Below are 16138 nucleotides of genomic sequence, written 5' to 3' on the forward strand. Positions count from 1 at the left end.
TTTGCGATGCAACACAATTTAGTCTTTATTTCAAAAGGCTATTCTATTGATATTCGGACGAATGTATTTTCAAAATCGAAGTATTGGATCAAACGGTGCGATCTCACCGCAAACGACGCGCTACCGACGGGCTTCCTCAATCCTCGCGGAAGGCGCGGTTGAAGCTGTCGGTGAACGGGGCGAGGAGATAGTCGACCGCCCGGCGCGCGCCATTGACGATCATGACCTCGGCCGTCATGCCGGCATGGAGCGTGACCTTGTAATCGCGCAGGCTCGCCGGATCGATCTCGGCGCGCACCACGAAATAGGGAATGCCCGTCTTCTCGTCGACGAGCTGGTCCGGCGCGACATAGGTCACCTTCGCCTCCAGCGGAGGCAGCAGCCTGGTGTTGAAGGCGGTGAGCCGCACACGCGTGCCGGCGCCGACCCGCACCACGTCGATGTCGCGCGGATCGACTTTCGCCTCGACCACCAGCGGCTCGTTCTCCGGCACGATGTCGAGGATCGCCTCGCCCGCCGCGATCACGCTTCCGGCGGTCCTCATCCGGATATTGGCGACGATGCCCTCCTGCGGCGAGACGACGACGAGTCGGCGCAGGACATCCTGCGCCTGCACGATGCGCTCGCGAACTTCGGAGAGCATGAGCTGCGATTCCTGGATGTCGCCCGCGATCTCGCTCTGCCGCTCCAGGCCGATCGACAGGATCTCCAGATTGGCGGCAGCGACGGACTGTTCGGCCTTGGCCTTGCGCGCGGCGAACTCCCCGGCCCGGCCGGACAATTCGCTCTGCTTGGTCTGCAGCTCGACGAGCTGGCTGCGCTTGGCGTAGCGCTTCTCGTAGAGGTCGGCGAGGATTTTGACCTCGTCGTCGATCAGCGAGCGCTGCCGCTGTGTGGCCTCGATCTGTGCCGCCAGCGCGTCGGACTCCGCCTTGTTCTGCTCGATGACGTGCTGCTGGATCTGGACCTTCCCGCCCTGAACCTCGGCGCGGGACTTGAACAGCGTGCGCTCCGCACGCAGTACGGCGCGCACGATCGCCGTCTCGCCCCGCTCGATATCGTCAGGAAAATCGACCTCCTTCGCGCTGGACTGCTCGGCCCAGAGGCGAGCCAGCTTCGCCTCGAGTCCGACGCGCTTGGCCTGAAGCTGCTGAAGCTCGGCGCGGGCGCGCGCATCTTCCAGCTGCAGGAGCGGCTCGTCCTTGGCGACGCGCTCGCCCTCGGCCTTCAACAGCGTCTTGAGGATACCGCCCTCGAGATGGCTGACGGTCTTGCGCTTGCTGTCGACCGCAATGGTGCCGCTGGCCACCGCCGCATTGTCGAGCCGGGCCGTGACCGCCCAGGCGCCGAAGCCGCCGAAGCCGACGCCGATCGCCGCGACACCCGCCAGCACCAGGCTGCGCAGGCTCGGAGTCCGCTCCTCCTGCTCCATCGGCTCGTGCAGGACGACGAGCGCCTGCTCCGGTCGCTTGATGAGGGAACGCCCGGTCATGCGGCACCTCCGCGAAGCTGCGCCGCAGCGGACATGGGCTTGCCTCCGGTCGACCCGGCCGCCTCGGCAGCCGCCGGCTCGATCTCGACCCGCCCGCTCGGCGTGATCATCCCTGCGATCGCCGCACGCGGCCCGAATTGCTGGACGCGGCCATCGCGCAGCACGAGAAGCTTGTCGACGACCTGCATCACCGAAGGCCGATGCGCGATCAGCACCACGATCGCCCCGGTCTCGCGGGCCGCCGCGACGGCGCGAATCAGGCTCTGCTCGCCCTCGGCATCGAGATTGGCGTTCGGCTCGTCGAGGACGATCAGGCGCGGCATGCCATAAAGCGCCCGCGCCAAGCCGATGCGCTGCCTCTGCCCGCCCGAGAGCTTGAAGTCGCCGTCATTGACATTGGTGTCGTAGCCGAGCGGCAGCCGGCCGATCAGCTCGTGCACGCCGGCGATGCGCGCCGCTTCCAGGATGGCGTGGGGATCGGGGTCCCGCATGCGGGCGATGTTCTCAGCGATGGTGCCGTTCAGCAGCGAGACCGATTGCGGCAGGTAACCGACCATCGCGCCGAAGGAGCCGCGCTCCCACAGGAAGGTGCTGTGGCCATCGAGATAGACGCCGCCGACATTGGGCTTGAGGACACCGACGAGCAGCCGCGCCAGTGTCGACTTGCCCGCGCCCGAGGGGCCGACGACGCCGAGCACATCGCCGGGCTCCAGAGAGAACGAGACGCTCTTGATGACGGTCTGCTCCTGGCCCGGCGGCGCGAAGACCACCCGGTCCACCACGAGGTCGCCCTGACAGGGTGGCGTCGGCACGGTCTGGCGCTGGGAGCTCCGGGCGAGCACGAGCTCGCGCACACGCTTCCAGGCGGTGGCGGCCAGGATCCACTGCCGCCAGTCGCCGATCATCGAATCGAACGGCGCGAGCAGGCGCCCGAGCAGGATGCTCGCCGCCATCAGCGAGCCGGCAGACACCTCGTTGCGGATGATCAGCACTGCGCCGGTCGAGTAGACGGCAAGCTGCATCGTCATGCGCGAGGAACGCGTCAGCGCCGCAATGAACTTGCCGCGGCGCGTGCCCATGTCGAGTTGCTCGATCATCGCGAGCTGCTGCCCGCGCCAGCGCCGCGCCAGCGCCGGCAGCATACCCATGGCCTCGATCGTCTCGGCATGGCGCAGGCTCGCGCCGACCTCGTTGATGCTGGCGACGCCGGCCTCGTTGGCCTCCTTCAAGACACGCCGGGTCAGCATGTCCGAGAGCGCACCGAGGAGCAGCAGGATGATCAACGAGACGACACCGACGAGCCCATAGACCGGGTGCAGCGCGAAGAGGACCGCCAGGAAGATCGGCGACCAGGCCGCCTCGAGCGGCGTCGCGATGGCGGAGCTCGCGATGAAATAGCGGATGTCGTTGAGGTCCCGGATCGCCTGCGTCGCCTGGCCGGAACCCTGTTCGAGCGAGGCACTGACCGCAGCCTGAAGGGCCGGCAGGTTGAGCCGGCGCGCGAAGATGCTCGCCATGGTCTGGAAGGTCAGGGAGCGGATGAACTCGATCGTGCCATAGAGCGCCAGCGCCCCCAGCCCGATGACGAGCAGCATCGTCAGCGTGTCCAGGCTGTGGCTGACGATGACCCTGTCCTGCACCTGCATCATGAACAGCGGAACCGTCAGCAGCAGCAGGTTCACGCACAGGCTGAGGAAAGCCGCGTAGCCGAGGCCGCCGACGAAAGATCGCTGCAGATCCCGGATCAATACGTCGGACGCAGGCTTAACTGCCTTCATTCAGGCCTCCGAGGGTGAGATCGCTTGCGTAGGAGGTGCCGTAACGGCACCAAAAACCTGTACGCACTGGCATGAAGAAGGTGACATATCTGGAGTGTCAAGATTATGACAGATTAGAATGATAGATCACTTCTTCGGATCGAAGCAAATGAGGCAGAAATATGAGCTATTTTGAATTTCGAAACAATTCTAGATAATTTGGGGATTGCTACAATCTTATACATGAGTCAATTTTGTTGGCATGTGCTTTGCCTATAGGCTCAATGTAGAGAAGGGTATCAGGGGTGATTTGGCTAATTTTCGACCAGGCGGGGTAGAGGATGCACTTCAAATTGCATGGCGGCGAGCAATTCACAGGCGAATCCCTGAATGGCCATCATCGAGCCAATGGAGCCGGCGAGATCGACGACACCCCGGATCGAAGGGTCTCGCCGTTCGATCTGGCGCGCGTGATCGAACGGGTGAGCCGGCGCTTTCTGGACTATCTGCGGCTCGAACTCGGGAAGCTCGGCATCGACGACATCTCACCGTCCCAGGTGATGGTCCTGCTCACGATCGGGCAGGGCGAGATCGCGGTCCGGGACCTCCTGGACCGCGGACATTATGGCGGCTCCAACGCGTCCTATAACCTCAAGCAGCTCGTCGAGAGCGGCTATCTGGAGCGCAGCGCGTCGCCGCGGGATCGCCGGCTGGCGCGCATCTCGCTCTCCCTCAAGGGCCAGATGCTCTGCGAGAAGCTGCGCCTGCTCGACGAGACGAGCCACTTCGGCCCCCGCGCCGAAAACGGCCATGAGGCCGATCTGCTGACGACGCACGACACGCTGCGTCGGCTCGAACTCTGGTGGAACGATTCGCTGCGCTACGGCGGGATCGTGGTTGCATCATGCATGTCCTATTCGTTCATCGCGCAGGATCTGGTCAATTCGCTGCTCTGATCGGGGGCCTCGTCGCCCAGGGTGACGAGGTCACGTTGATCACCGAGCGTCCGGCGCCGGAACAGCCGGGGGTGCGGCAGCTCGCCTATGCGGTGGCCGAACCTTCGACGCAGCATCCGGCGCTGGCCGCGACCGACTATCACCTGCGCACGGCCGAAGCCGTCGCGCGCCAGATGGCGCAGCTGCGCACCAGCGATCCGCCCGACGTCGTGCTCGGGCATATCGGCTGGGGCGGGCTCACCTTCGCGCGCGATGCGCTGCCCGACGCCGCACTGATCGGCTACTGCGAATATTACTATCGCAGCGTCGGCTCCGACCTGGATTTCGGCCTTTCCGCGCCGGTGCCCGATGCCGAGCGCCAGCGCATCCGCATGCGCAATGCCGCGCAGCTTCTCGCGCTCGACACGCTCGACGCGGCCTATGCCCCGACGCATTGGCAGCGCCAGCAATATCCTCCGCCTTACCGCCCGCGCATTGCGGTCTGCCATGACGGAATCGATACCGATTTCTGCCGCCCCGACCCGCAGGCGAGCTTCACCCTGCCCGACGGCCGCAGGCTCACCCCGCGCTCACCCGTCATCACCTTCGCGGCGCGCGATCTCGACCCCTATCGCGGCTATCCGCAGTTCATGCGGGCGGCAGCCATCCTTGCGGCGCGCCATCCGGAGCTGATCTTCGTTGCGGTCGGCGGGGACGGGCCAGGCTATGGTCGCCCGCGGGAGGACGGGCGCGGCTGGCGCGAAGCCATGTTGGCCGAGACCGGCTTCGGCGAGGCCGGGCTGGCGGATCGCCTCGTCCATATTCCCTGGCTCGCCCATGACGACCTGATTCGCCTGTTCCAGGTCTCGGCCGCCCATGTCTATCTCAGCGTGCCCTTCGTGCTGTCCTGGTCGATGCTGGAGGCGATGGCATGCGGCTGCCTCATCGTCGGCTCGGATACGGCACCGGTCAGGGAGGTGATTCGCGATGGGCTCAATGGGCTGCTCGCACCCTTCCATGACGAGGCCGCACTGGCGCGCCGGATCGAGGAAGCCTATCGCCATGGCCCGCGCCTTCGCTCCCTCCGTGAGGCCGCGCGGGAGACCGTGATGGCCAACTACGACAGCGCCCGCTGCGTCGACCGACAGATGAGCTGGATCGCCCGGCTGGGTTATCGGGAGAACGCGGCCTAGGCAGGGCGTCCGTTAGGACGCGCGGCGCTCTAGCAGCCGATCACCTTAAACTCCACGCGTCGGTCGAGCGCGTCGCTGGCGTCGTCCTTGCCGGTTCCGACGAGGTTCTCCTTGAAGCCCCGGCCGGTCGCGAGCATGCGGCCGCGGTTCTCCGGAGCGCCGATCAGCAGCAGGTCCATGATGAACTGCGCCCGCAGCACCGAGAGCCGCTCATTCACATGAGGCAGGCCGGTGCGCGAGGTGTGGCCGACGATCTCCATGCAGGAGCCTTTCTGCCGGGCGCGCGTGGCGATCTGGCTGAGCCACATCGGATAGGGCTCGGTGATCTGCGCATTGTCGATGAATTGCGTCGTGCCGGGCTTGAACAGCAGCTTCACCATCAGCTCGTTGTTCTGCAGCCCGTACTCGACGAGGTCGCCGAAGGCGTCGACCGTATCGTCGCGGCGGCTGAGCTTGCTGGCGGCGAGATAGGTGCCGATCCTGACGCGGTGCTGCTCGCCGCCGGGCAGCTTCCGGGCGGCTCGGTAAAACGCCAGCGCTTCGCGGAAATGGCTGCTCTCATAGGCAAGGATGCCGTCATTGATGAGCGCCGCCGCGGTCAGTCGCTCGACATAGACCGGGTCGAGCGCTTCCCCCAGCTTCGTGCCCTGGCAGGTCTTGATGTAAGCATCCGTGGAGGCATCCTTCGACCAGAGCGGCGAGTCCCGGTAGTAGAGCGTCGGCGTCGCGTCGACGCCCTCGATCTGCGCCCGTGCCACGCCCTTGGAGACGACGCTGTTCGACTTCAGATCAGCCAGTGTGAGGCAGATGCGGTAGGCGTCGCGGGCCCCATCCGCCACGCCCTGGTTGTTCACGGCCGTGAAGGTGCCGACCAGCACTACGGGCTTCCGCGACAGCGCCTCGCTGTCGAAGGGCAGAACGGTGAAGCGCGGATAGGATGAACGGACGATCTCCATCAGCCGCTGCTGCATCGAGCGCGTCGCGGTCGACTGCGCGCCGGAGGCCGCGTCGATCAACGGGTCGATCACGATCTCGACCTGCTCGCCCTGGACCGCCGCCTTGCTGAACAGGTCGTCCGCCGCCTTCTTGAGGGCTTCCGCGAAGGGGACGGGCGTCGGCGGCGCCGGCTGCTGCGCTTCCGCAACGCCGCCGCCGGCCAGCAGGCCGAGCGCAACCAGGGTGCCCATGAGCATGCCGCCGGGGCGGAAAAAGATCGCCATGCCTCACCTCTCCATTCCGGAAGCCGCCGTCCGTTCAGGCCGACGCCGCGCTTCCCTGATCCAACGACGGTGCCGCCTTCAGCGGCAAGACTGCAATTGCTCGCGAGCCGCGGCGGTCAGGTCCCCGAGCTGCGCGCGCACCAGAAGCTCGGCGCATTCGGCCGCAAGCCTTGCCTTCGCCTGCGCGCTGGCCGGAGCCGGGCGAGGCTCAGGGTGCGGGCGCGCTGTCTCAACAACGGGAGCGTTCGGCATCGCCGACCTGTCGATCTGCGGCAAAGCCACGAGGCCGAGCCTGGCCGCCATGGCCTGCTCGACCGTTTGCCGCTCCTCGGCGAGACGCCGTTTCTCGGTCTCGATCGCGGCAAGCTCGGTCTCGCGCCGGGCGAGTTCGTCGGCGAGCCGGGCACGTTCCGCCTTGTCCTCGGCGCGGGGCTGTCGGGCGGTCGGCGCGATCGCCAGCGACGGAGCACGCCCCGGGACCGGCGCAGGCGCAGGCGCCACGGCGGCGGCAGTGGGCGCTGCGCTGTTGTCCTTGCGTGCGAGATCGTCGGCCGCCTGGCGGCGGCCCTGCTCGGCCCGCTCGAGGCGCTCGATCAGCGCCCGCTCACGATCCGCGAATTCGCGGGCGAGCCGATCGCGCTCGCCGAGCTCCTGCGAGCGTCGCTCGATCAGGTCGAGCCGGGTGCGCGCATCGATGGTGAAGAAGCTGGCGGGATAACGCTGGATGAAGTCCTTGAGAGCCGCCGGTTCGTCGCTGGCCCTGATGCGGCCCCAGACATCGGCGTCAGTCTCCTCGCGGTTGAGATAGAAATCGCCGAGCAGGGAGAGCGAGAGCTCCGGCGTCTGTTTGCCGGAGGTCTCGTCATAGACGCTCTTCTGGACACGGCGGAACAGCGCCGCCACTTCGAGCCCGGGCTGGGCGATCTCACGCACCAGAGCGGCGGTGAAGGGGCTGTTGCGGCCGGCCCCATCGGCGGCGACGTCATTCGCCTGCGTCGCATAGGCGATAACCATGCCTTGCGCCCGCTGGACCGGCGCGAGGCCGGAGCCGACGGAGAAGCCGCGCGTCGCCTGCCGCTTGGCCAGCAGGCCGACGAAAGGGTTGTTGCGGCAGGCGTCGAGCACCATGATCTTGACGCCCTTGGCGTAGCTCAGTGCCGTGACGACATCGTTGAGACGCGTCGTCTCGTACTGGACGCCGACCTCGTCTTCGACCCGCGCCTCGACCGGAACGAGATAGTTCTCGCCGTTGAACTGGAAGCCGTGGCCCGCATAATAGAACATCGCCGCATCGGCATCCTGCGCCAGCCGGGCGAAACGCGTCAGCGCGCTGTCCATGCCGCGTTTGTCGAGGTCGACGCCGTCCACCACCTCGAAGCCGACCCTGCGCAGCGCCACGACCATGTCGCGCGCATCGTTGACGGTGTTCGGAAGCGCGGGGGCATGGCGATAGCTGGAATTGCCGATGACGAGCGCGACTCGACGCTCTGGCGCCGGAGCCGCTACGGCCGTGGCCAGGCTCGACAGCATCAGCATGATCAGCCCGCAAAGTCTGGCGACGACGATCATGAGCCCCTTCTTCCCAACGTCATGTTAGCGCATGACCATGCTTAGCTCCAGAACAAACGCGATTCCGTGCATTATAGCAGGCGGCGTTTTGCTTGAAGCCCGGCGATTGCACTGGTAGCGTCCAGCATATCGTCTCGTCAAAGGGGGCACGCAGATGGTCAAGGCGGCGCTTCGCTTCGTGCCGGCGATGCTGATGAGGGCGCGCCTGGCTGCGATCCTGACGGCGTGCCTGCCGGCAGCGTTGGCGCTCGTTGTGGCCGGTGTCGCCTCCGCGCAGCAACGCACCCCGGCGCCGCGCACTGCCAAGCTCTCCTTCGTCGGCCTTGCCGACAATGCGCGCGTACCAGGCAAATTCATGGTGCGCTTCGCGATCACGGAGATGGAGGTCGTTCCGGCGGGTCAGGTTGGGCGCAATGTCGGCCACCACCACCTCCTGATCGACACCGAGCTGCCGCCGCTCGATCAGCCGATTCCGGCCGATTTCAACCACATCCATTTCGGCAGCGGCCAGACAGAAGCCGAGATCGCGCTCACGCCGGGCAAGCACACGCTCCAGCTTCTCTTCGCCGATCACAATCATGTGCCTCACAACCCGCCCGTGATGTCCGAGCGCATCACCGTCGAGGTCGCGGCAGACCCGGCGGATAATCCGCGCTCCGCCGCCGCGCCGGGCGCGAAGGTCTTCTTCATCGATCTCGCAGACGGCGCCACCATCACCTCCCGGGCGAAGATCCGCTTTGGCATCGAAGGCATCGGCATCAGCCCGGCCGGGACGGTGAGTGCCAATGGCGGGCATCACCATCTGCTCGTCGACACCGAGCTGCCGCCGCTCGACCGCGAGATCCCCAGCGACTTCAACCACCTGCATTTCGGCCGCGGGCAGACGGAAACCGAGATCAGCCTGCCGCCGGGCGAGCACACGCTGCAGCTCCTGCTGGGTGACCACGACCATGTCCCGCACGATCCTCCGGTGATGTCCGAGCGCATCCGGGTGCGCGTCGTGGCGGCGCAGGGCGATGCGGCTGCGCCGGCGCCCGCCACCACGGCCCGCACGCGCCAAGCTTCTCCGAACGATGCCACCGTCTACTTCATCTATCCGAAGGATGGCGACACGATCTTCCCGAGCTCGACGATCCGCTTCGGCCTGCGCAACATGGGCGTGGCGCCGGCCGGCATCGCCAAGCCCAATACCGGCCACCACCATCTGCTCGTCGACGTGCCGACACCGGCGCTCGATGAGCCCATCCCCGCCGATCTCAACCACATCCATCTCGGCGGCGGCCAGACGGAGCAGCGCATCACCCTGCCGCCCGGGCAGCACACCTTCCAGCTGCTGCTGGCCGACGAAAACCACGTGCCGCACGATCCACCGGTCATGTCGGAGCGCATCACGGTCACCGTGATGCCGGGCGGACGCAAAGCGAGGAGGGGCCGGTGACATCCTTCCCCGAGACATTCTCCGGCATCGCATCCAGGCGGAGCCTGCCGCTCATGCTCGCAGCCCTCGTGACCTGCGTCGCGGCCTCATCCGAAGCCATAGCGCAGACCGCCGGGCGCCAGAGGGCTCCGGCCGGCGCGCTGGTCTATTTTCACTACCCGCTCGACGGGTTGCGCGTGCCGGAGCGCTTCACCGTCCGCATCGGACTGCGCAACATGGGCGTGGCGCCCGCAGGCGTCGATCAGGCGCAGACGGGCCATCACCACCTGTTGATCGACACCGACCCCGGCCCGCCGGACCAGCCGATTCCGGCCGATTACAACAATATCCACCTCGGCAATGGTCAGACGGAGGTCGTCGTCACCTTGCCCAGGGGAAAGCACACGCTTCAGTTACTAGTTGGCGATCACAATCACATTCCGCACAATCCGCCCGTGATGTCGCCGAAGATCACCGTCTACGTCCGCTGAGTTCGTAGCAACCGAGACAAGATGATGCGCGCGGGAGGGAAGCGCGTCTCAGGAGGAGACGATCCGTAGCATGGCCTGGTTGCTGTCCCTCGTGCTTGCTGTCGCGCTGCAGGCGCTTCTTCCCATGTCGGCTTCCGCACAGCAGGCGGCGGAACCGGGGCGCGTTGCGCTGGTCATCGCCAACGGCTCCTATCCCGAGGCCGGAATTCCCGGCGCGCTGACGGATGGCCGCGCCGTCGCATCTGCCCTGCGCGACGGCGGCTTCGACGTGGTTGCGGTGGAGGACGCTGACCGGGCCGCATTGCTGCGGGCCCTCGCCACCTTCACCGGCAAGCTCCGCCGCGGCGCCGAAGCCATCGTCTTCTATTCCGGCCACGCCGTGCAGCAGCGCGGCCGCAATTTCCTGGTGCCCCTGCCGCCGCAGAATGCGGAGCAGGATACCATCGATCTCGACGCGCTGATCGATGCGCTGATCCTCGCCCGGCCGGTCAGCTCCTTCGTCTTCATCGACGCCAGCCGCAACAATCCCTGGCAACCCGCCGGCAAAGGGCTCCTGGCCGTCGAACCGCTGGAGCGGATCGCGGTGATGTTCTCCGCCGCGCCGGGCAGGACGGTGACGGATAGCGGCGCGCGTGCAAGCCAGACCGTCGAGGAATGGCTGAAGGCGATCCGCACGCCGAACCTCGACATGGGGGCAGCCGCCAAGCGCACGCAGGACGCTGTCGCCCGTCTGACCCGCCGCGCCCAGCTGCCCTGGCTCTCTTCCGATCCGCCGGCGGGGCTCGTCGTCACGCGGCCCGTCGCCGTCGCGCAGAACAACCGCGCGGTGATCCCGCCACTCGAAGGCACGAGCGCGCCGCCCGACGCCTATGAGCTGGCCTTCTGGGAGACGATCCGCAACAGCGAGAGCGCAGCCGAGTACAAGGCTTATCTCGACGCCTATCCGAACGGCCGCTTCGCAGCGCTCGCCCGCGCCCGTGAGCAGCTTTACCGCGGCAAGCCGCCCGCCCCCGCTGCATCCGCTGCCGTCGCGCCGCCTGCTCCGCCCCCCGCGGCCGCGGCCCCGGCCGCACCCGTGGCGGCCGGCCCGCAGCGCGACTGCACCGGCTGCCCGGAGCTTGCGGCAATCCCGGCCGGCACCTTCCAGATGGGCTCCAACGATCTCTACGAATTCGAGAAGCCGGTGCATCCTGTCACGGTGAAGGCCTTCCTCCTCGGCACGCGCGAGGTGAGCTACGAGGAGTGGGACCTCTGCGTCGACCAGGGCGGGTGCAACCACCGGCCGGACGATCGCGGCCTCGGTCGCGGCAAGCGCCCGGTCACCGACATCCACTGGAACGACGCCAACGCCTATCTGAGCTGGCTTTCGGCGCGGACCGGCAAGCGCTATCGCCTGCCCACCGAGAGCGAGTGGGAATACGCCGCGCGCGCCGGAACGGCCACCACCTATGCCTGGGGCCAGACGATGGTGAAGGAGCGGGCGAACTGCAACGGCTGCAACGACCAGCCTCGCCGCAGCGCCATTGCCGTCGGCCAGTTCCCGCCCAACAGCTTCGGGCTCTACGACATGGCTGGCAACGCCGCGGAATGGGTCGCGGATTGCTGGAGCGAGAGCTATCGGAGCACCCCGCGGGACGGCAGCGCCTACACCGTTCCGGCCTGCCGCGAGCGCGTGCTGCGCGGCGGCTCCTTCAACAACGACCCGCGCTACCTGCGCTCGGCCGCCCGCTTCAAATACGACGCCGACGTCCGCTTCTATACCAACGGATTCCGCGTCGCGCGGGAGCCTTGAAGCCGCCAAATCGTCGGATGCCCGCCGTCATGCTCGGGCTCGCCCCGAGCATCTCTTGCCGAAGCTGGCTGGAGTGCCTTTCCGTCCAGACATTCTCGGATCTGCGCTTCGCTACGCCCGAGCGTTACGAGGCATCCGCCTCAGGCGGCGTCATGATCCCGTGTCGCCTGCTCTTCGGCGAATTGCAGGCGCGTCTCGGCCGTGTTGGGCAGGTTCCGCCGCGACAGCCAGTCTAGGAACCTGGCCGGCCGGATCGTGACAATCTGCAGGGCGCGGCCGCGTGCGAGCCAGGTGTTGACGACGGACATCGCATCACGATGCCAGATGTCATAATCGGACGGCATCGCATTGCGGTCGTCAGCGAGTTCCCAAAGCTTCGCGAAGTCCTCGCGCTCGTACCAGGGAATGGCGACGGTATAGGCTTCGACTGTGGGTTTCATCGCCAAGCCGATCTTCCGCGCCGCGCGGATTCGAGATTGTCGGCCGTCTCGTGAAAAGCCAGCCTGACGCCAGTAGCGCCCATCTCGCTCGCCATTGTCAACTCAGGCGAAATGCCGATGCCGACGACCGAATCTCCGGCAGAGCGCCGCTCGGATGCGGCGGCATCAGGAGGACGACGCCCGCAACGATGGCGACAGCGCCGATCACGGCAAGCCACAACCAGAAGTCGAGCGGCGGGCGTTTTCTACGACGGTCCATGATCTAGCAATGCGGCGTTCCCGGCGAAGTTCCGTCGCCGGCGGCCGCAGACACGTCACCGCGACGCCCCTTTCGTCAGAGCTCGGGCTGGCTCGAAGAAGCCGCGCCATTCCTCGGGCAACGCCAGCCTTTCGGCATCACCGACCTTTATGCCGTTCGGCGCGATGCGATCGAGGTCGGCCCAAGCGATCGGGCATGCGATCGACGCGCCCTCCCGTGCCCGCGTCGAGAATGGCGCAATGGCGGTCGCGCCACGCCCGTTGCGCAGATAGTCGATGAAGATGCGTCCGCGCCGCGCCTTCTTCGATAGCGTGGCGGTGTAGAGCTTGGGCTCGGCCTGGGCCATCGCCTTCGCGAAATCGCGAGCGAAATCCTTGACGCGCTCCCAGCCCGCCTTCGGCTTGAGCGGCAGGACGACATGATAGCCTTTCCCGCCGGAGACCTTGAGCAGGCTCTCGAAGCCGAGCTCCTTCAGATGCGCCCTCACGGTAAGCGCGGCCTCCCGGACGCGCTCCAGCGGCACCCCTTCATCGGGATCGAGGTCGAAGATGATCTGGTCCGGCGTCTCGACGGCGGCGACGGTCGCACCCCAGAGATGGATTTCGACGGTCCCCAGTTGCACCAGCGCCGCGAGCCCGTCGAAATCATGGATGTGGATCAGTTCCTCGCCGTCGGTGTCCTTCGTCCGCCGCACGGCCTCGGGCGTGCCCGGCCCGGCATGCTTCTGGAAAAATCGCTGCCCCTCGATGCCGTCCGGGGCGCGCACAAGGCTCAGCGGCCGGTCGATGACGAAGGGTTGCATCAGCGGCCAGACGCGCTCGTAATACGCCAGCAGCCCCTGCTTGCTCAGGCCGACATCCGGCCAGAGGACCTTGTCCGGGTTGCTCAGCTTCACGCTCGTCTTCACCGCGACCACCTTCCTTGCCTGGGAAGGGCCAGCCTTCGCCTTCCGCTCCGGCTCGGGCTTCGCGCCCGCCTCGGCGACAACCTCGCGCGCCGGCTTGTCCTCGCGCAGGCCCAGGAAGGAAGCATGGCGCAAGGTCTTCGATGCCGTCCAGGCGCGAAACTCGACTTCGGCAAGGAGTTCCGGCTTCACCCAGACCACGCCGCGCTCGCGGCCGGCCTTGCCCGCGAAGGGCGAGACATCGCTCTTCAGCGCGTCGAGCTTCTTCTTGAGCGCGGCTGCAGATCTGGCGTTGAAGCCGGTGCCGACACGTCCAGCCGGTTGGAGTTCGCCATCCTCGTAATAGCCGGCGACGATCGAGCGCAGCGTTCTCCCCGCGGCCGCCGAAGGGACATAGCCGGCGATCACGAACTCCTGCCGCTGCGTGCATTTCGACTTGATCCAGCTCCGCCCGCGTCCGCTGCGATAGGGCGCATCCGCCCGTTTCGAAATGACGCCCTCCAGCCCCATGCGGCAGGCATGGCTCAACATGGTCTGGCCAGGCTCGATGAAATGCTCGCTGTAGCGCAGGGGCCCCTCCGCCGGCACGGTCTGCAGCAGCGCCTCCAGCCGTTCCTTGCGGGCGATCAGCGGCTCGGACCTCAGATCCTCGCCGTCGAGATGCAGCAGGTCGAAGGCGAAATAGACCAGGCCGCTCGCCTTTCCCTCCGAGAGCGCCTCCTGCAGCGCGGAGAACGATGAAATACCCGCCTCGCCCAGCACCACGACCTCGCCATCGACCAGCGCGGTCTCGCAGGGCAGCGCGGCGAGCGCCGCGGCGAGCCCCTTGCCGAAGCGCGCCGTCCAGTCGAGGCCCGAGCGGGTGAGCAGCTTCACCGCGCCGTGGTCGATGCGGGCCTGCAGCCGGTAGCCGTCGAACTTGACCTCGTGCAGCCAGCCCTCCCCGACCGGCGGCTTCGCTTCGAGCGTGGCGAGGCAGGGCTCGACGAAGCCCGGCAGCGCCGGGGCCTCCGCCTGCCGCCTCGCCTTTCGCGGGAGCGCGACGGCAGACCCGGCCCGCTTGGGCGGCTTGGTCGTGGCCCAGACTTTGCCATTGGCCTCGTCAGTTCCGATCGCCTCGACGGAGAGGCCGGACTTCACCGAGTCCGGCTCCGCTTCGAGGATATCCTCATCCGTGCGGGCGAATTCATCCTCGGACTTGATCAACAGCCAATTGTCGCGCTTCTCCCCCCGGCGCGGCTTCAGCCGGATCAGGTGCCAGCTTCCATGAAGCTTGTGGCCCTCCAGCGTAAAGGCGATGTGGCCCTTCTTCATGCCTGCGACGGGGTCTCCCTCCGGCTGCCAGCGGCCCTCGTCCCAGATGATGACGGAGCCGGCCCCGTACTGCCCGGCCGGAATCGTTCCCTCGAAGCCGCCATACTCGATCGGGTGATCTTCGACATGGACCGCGAGCCGCTTCTCCGCCGGGTCGAGGCTCGGCCCCCGCGTCACCGCCCAGGACCAGAGGACGCCGCCATGCTCGAGCCTCAGATCGTAATGCAGGCGCCTGGCGGCATGCTTGTGAATGACGAAGGCGCCCGCACCTGCCTTCGCCGCTCGGCGTCCCTGCGCGCCCTTCGGCTCGCGCGTACGGGTGAAGTCGCGCTTGGCGCGGTAGAGATCGAGCGTCGACATCCGCGATCCTCTCGAATGCGATCAGCGCCGTTCAGGCGCGCTTGCGAGCCTTGCTGGGTGCACGCTTCGCCGCCGCTGATTTCGACTTCTTTCCTGATGGTTCGTCGGAACCGCCCTCCCCGGCGAGACTCTTCTTCAACGCGTCGAACAGATTCACCACATTGGCCGGCCGCTCGGCCGCCTGGACCACAGGCGGCTTGCGCCCCTTCCGCTTGGCCTGGATCAGTTCCAGTAGGGCGTCCTCATAGCGATCGTCGAAATTGGAGGGATCGAAGGCGGCCTGCTTCTTCTCGATGATGTGCGTGGCGAGCTCGATCAATTCCGGATCGCTCTTCCGCTTGCCGAGCCCATCGAAGACCTCCTCCGGCTTGCGGACGGTCTTGTCGTATCGCAGCGTCGTCAGCAGCAGCCCTTCCTCGAAGGGTTCGATCATGACCGGCCGCTCGCGCCGATAAAGCACGATGCGCGCGATGCCGGCCTTCTTCTGCCGCGCCATCGCCTCCCGGATCACGGCGAAGGCCTCCTCCGAGACCTCGTCGGCCGGCGTCACGTAATAGGGCGTATCGAAATAGATCTGCGGGATTTCCGCCCGGTCCACGAAGCTTTCGATCGAGAGCGTATGCGAGGACTCGATCTGGACCGACTCGATCTCGTCCTCTTCGATCAGCAGATATTCGTCGTCGCCGATCTCGTAGCCCTTGACCTCGTCCTCGTCCTGAACGGGCTTGCCGGTGGCACTGTCCACATATTGCCGGCGCACCGTGTTGCCGGTCTTGCGGTTGATGATGCGGAACGAGACCTTCTCACTTTGACTGGTGGCGCCCGTCAGTTCGACGGCGCAGGCGACAAGCGAGAGCTTGAGATAGCCCTTCCAGGCCGGACGCGGCGCCATCACGCCAGCCCTCCGGCATGACGGATGCAGAACCTGCAGCTGCTTCCGCGATCGATCATCGCCCTTCTCCTGTCGTTCAGACCGAAGAACGGCGATGCGGGCG

The 16138-nt window shown here is 66.7% G+C and carries 12 protein-coding genes; 5 read left to right on the top strand and 7 right to left on the bottom strand.

Annotation, left to right across the window (positions count from 1 at the left end; all coding sequences use genetic code 11):
• Positions 1 to 136 precede the first annotated feature (136 nt).
• Together BoBH3_RS01330 and BoBH3_RS01335 are read right to left on the bottom strand one after the other, a co-directional pair.
• Entirely contained in the window at positions 137 to 1492 is a 1356-nt protein-coding gene (locus tag BoBH3_RS01330) for an HlyD family type I secretion periplasmic adaptor subunit (protein WP_262328951.1), read from the bottom strand.
• Entirely contained in the window at positions 1489 to 3270 is a 1782-nt protein-coding gene (locus BoBH3_RS01335; protein ID WP_262328952.1) for a type I secretion system permease/ATPase, read from the bottom strand. Before BoBH3_RS01335 ends, BoBH3_RS01330 begins: the two co-directional genes overlap by 4 nt.
• A gap of 320 nt (positions 3271 to 3590) precedes the next feature.
• Here BoBH3_RS01335 and BoBH3_RS01340 point away from each other — a divergent pair, with 320 nt between their 5' ends.
• A complete protein-coding gene (locus tag BoBH3_RS01340; RefSeq protein WP_262328953.1) occupies positions 3591 to 4205 on the top strand; it encodes a MarR family transcriptional regulator in 615 nt (204 codons plus the stop codon).
• Positions 4154 to 5377: a glycosyltransferase gene (locus BoBH3_RS01345; RefSeq protein ID WP_262328954.1), complete on the top strand. Its 1224-nt coding sequence runs from the start codon at positions 4154 to 4156 to the stop codon at positions 5375 to 5377. The genes BoBH3_RS01340 and BoBH3_RS01345 overlap by 52 nt, the downstream gene beginning before the upstream one ends.
• Positions 5378 to 5406: 29 nt before the next feature.
• On the opposite strand, the gene BoBH3_RS01350 is transcribed toward BoBH3_RS01345, so the two are convergent.
• The gene (locus tag BoBH3_RS01350) at positions 5407 to 6597 is read right to left on the bottom strand and encodes an OmpA family protein (RefSeq protein WP_262328955.1); all 1191 of its coding nucleotides are present in this window, start codon (positions 6595 to 6597) and stop codon (positions 5407 to 5409) included.
• 78 nt (positions 6598 to 6675) lie between these two features.
• Positions 6676 to 8166 carry a caspase family protein gene (locus tag BoBH3_RS01355; RefSeq protein WP_262328956.1) on the bottom strand — a complete coding sequence of 497 codons (1491 nt, stop codon included), beginning with the start codon at positions 8164 to 8166 and terminating at the stop codon, positions 6676 to 6678.
• 154 nt (positions 8167 to 8320) lie between these two features.
• On the opposite strand from BoBH3_RS01355, the gene BoBH3_RS01360 reads away from it, so the two are divergent.
• From BoBH3_RS01360 to BoBH3_RS01370, 3 genes are all read left to right on the top strand, one after another.
• A complete protein-coding gene (locus tag BoBH3_RS01360) occupies positions 8321 to 9604 on the top strand; it encodes a DUF4399 domain-containing protein (protein ID WP_262328957.1) in 1284 nt (427 codons plus the stop codon).
• Between the two features lie 53 nt (positions 9605 to 9657).
• Entirely contained in the window at positions 9658 to 10074 is a 417-nt protein-coding gene (locus BoBH3_RS01365; RefSeq protein ID WP_262328958.1) for a DUF4399 domain-containing protein, read from the top strand.
• Positions 10075 to 10144: 70 nt separating this feature from the next.
• Entirely contained in the window at positions 10145 to 11866 is a 1722-nt protein-coding gene (locus tag BoBH3_RS01370) for an SUMF1/EgtB/PvdO family nonheme iron enzyme (protein ID WP_262328959.1), read from the top strand.
• A 140-nt stretch (positions 11867 to 12006) separates the two neighbouring features.
• On the opposite strand, the gene BoBH3_RS01375 is transcribed toward BoBH3_RS01370, so the two are convergent.
• The 3 genes from BoBH3_RS01375 to ku all read right to left on the bottom strand — a co-directional run bounded on the left by BoBH3_RS01375 (position 12007) and on the right by ku (position 16035).
• Positions 12007 to 12306 carry a hypothetical protein gene (locus tag BoBH3_RS01375; RefSeq protein ID WP_262328960.1) on the bottom strand — a complete coding sequence of 100 codons (300 nt, stop codon included), beginning with the start codon at positions 12304 to 12306 and terminating at the stop codon, positions 12007 to 12009.
• A 314-nt stretch (positions 12307 to 12620) separates the two neighbouring features.
• Positions 12621 to 15143: a DNA ligase D gene (gene ligD, locus BoBH3_RS01380; RefSeq protein ID WP_262328961.1), complete on the bottom strand. Its 2523-nt coding sequence runs from the start codon at positions 15141 to 15143 to the stop codon at positions 12621 to 12623.
• A 31-nt stretch (positions 15144 to 15174) separates the two neighbouring features.
• The gene (gene ku / locus BoBH3_RS01385; protein ID WP_262328962.1) at positions 15175 to 16035 is read right to left on the bottom strand and encodes a non-homologous end joining protein Ku; all 861 of its coding nucleotides are present in this window, start codon (positions 16033 to 16035) and stop codon (positions 15175 to 15177) included.
• Positions 16036 to 16138 lie beyond the last annotated feature (103 nt).

It is taken from the genome of Allobosea sp. BH3 (assembly GCF_025499465.1).
Classification (GTDB): Bacteria; Pseudomonadota; Alphaproteobacteria; order Rhizobiales; family Beijerinckiaceae; genus Allobosea.

Bases quoted from the DNA above. Each gene is read 5' to 3' on its own strand.
- BoBH3_RS01330 (WP_262328951.1), bottom strand. From the start codon at position 1,492: ATGACCGGGCGTTCCCTCATCAAGCGACCGGAGCAGGCGCTCGTCGTC.
- BoBH3_RS01335 (WP_262328952.1), bottom strand. From the start codon at position 3,270: ATGAAGGCAGTTAAGCCTGCGTCCGACGTATTGATCCGGGATCTGCAG.
- BoBH3_RS01340 (WP_262328953.1), top strand. From the start codon at position 3,591: ATGCACTTCAAATTGCATGGCGGCGAGCAATTCACAGGCGAATCCCTG.
- BoBH3_RS01345 (WP_262328954.1), top strand. From the start codon at position 4,154: ATGCATGTCCTATTCGTTCATCGCGCAGGATCTGGTCAATTCGCTGCT.
- BoBH3_RS01350 (WP_262328955.1), bottom strand. From the start codon at position 6,597: ATGGCGATCTTTTTCCGCCCCGGCGGCATGCTCATGGGCACCCTGGTT.
- BoBH3_RS01355 (WP_262328956.1), bottom strand. From the start codon at position 8,166: ATGATCGTCGTCGCCAGACTTTGCGGGCTGATCATGCTGATGCTGTCG.
- BoBH3_RS01360 (WP_262328957.1), top strand. From the start codon at position 8,321: ATGGTCAAGGCGGCGCTTCGCTTCGTGCCGGCGATGCTGATGAGGGCG.
- BoBH3_RS01365 (WP_262328958.1), top strand. From the start codon at position 9,658: ATGCTCGCAGCCCTCGTGACCTGCGTCGCGGCCTCATCCGAAGCCATA.
- BoBH3_RS01370 (WP_262328959.1), top strand. From the start codon at position 10,145: ATGGCCTGGTTGCTGTCCCTCGTGCTTGCTGTCGCGCTGCAGGCGCTT.
- BoBH3_RS01375 (WP_262328960.1), bottom strand. From the start codon at position 12,306: ATGAAACCCACAGTCGAAGCCTATACCGTCGCCATTCCCTGGTACGAG.
- ligD (WP_262328961.1), bottom strand. From the start codon at position 15,143: ATGTCGACGCTCGATCTCTACCGCGCCAAGCGCGACTTCACCCGTACG.
- ku (WP_262328962.1), bottom strand. From the start codon at position 16,035: ATGGCGCCGCGTCCGGCCTGGAAGGGCTATCTCAAGCTCTCGCTTGTC.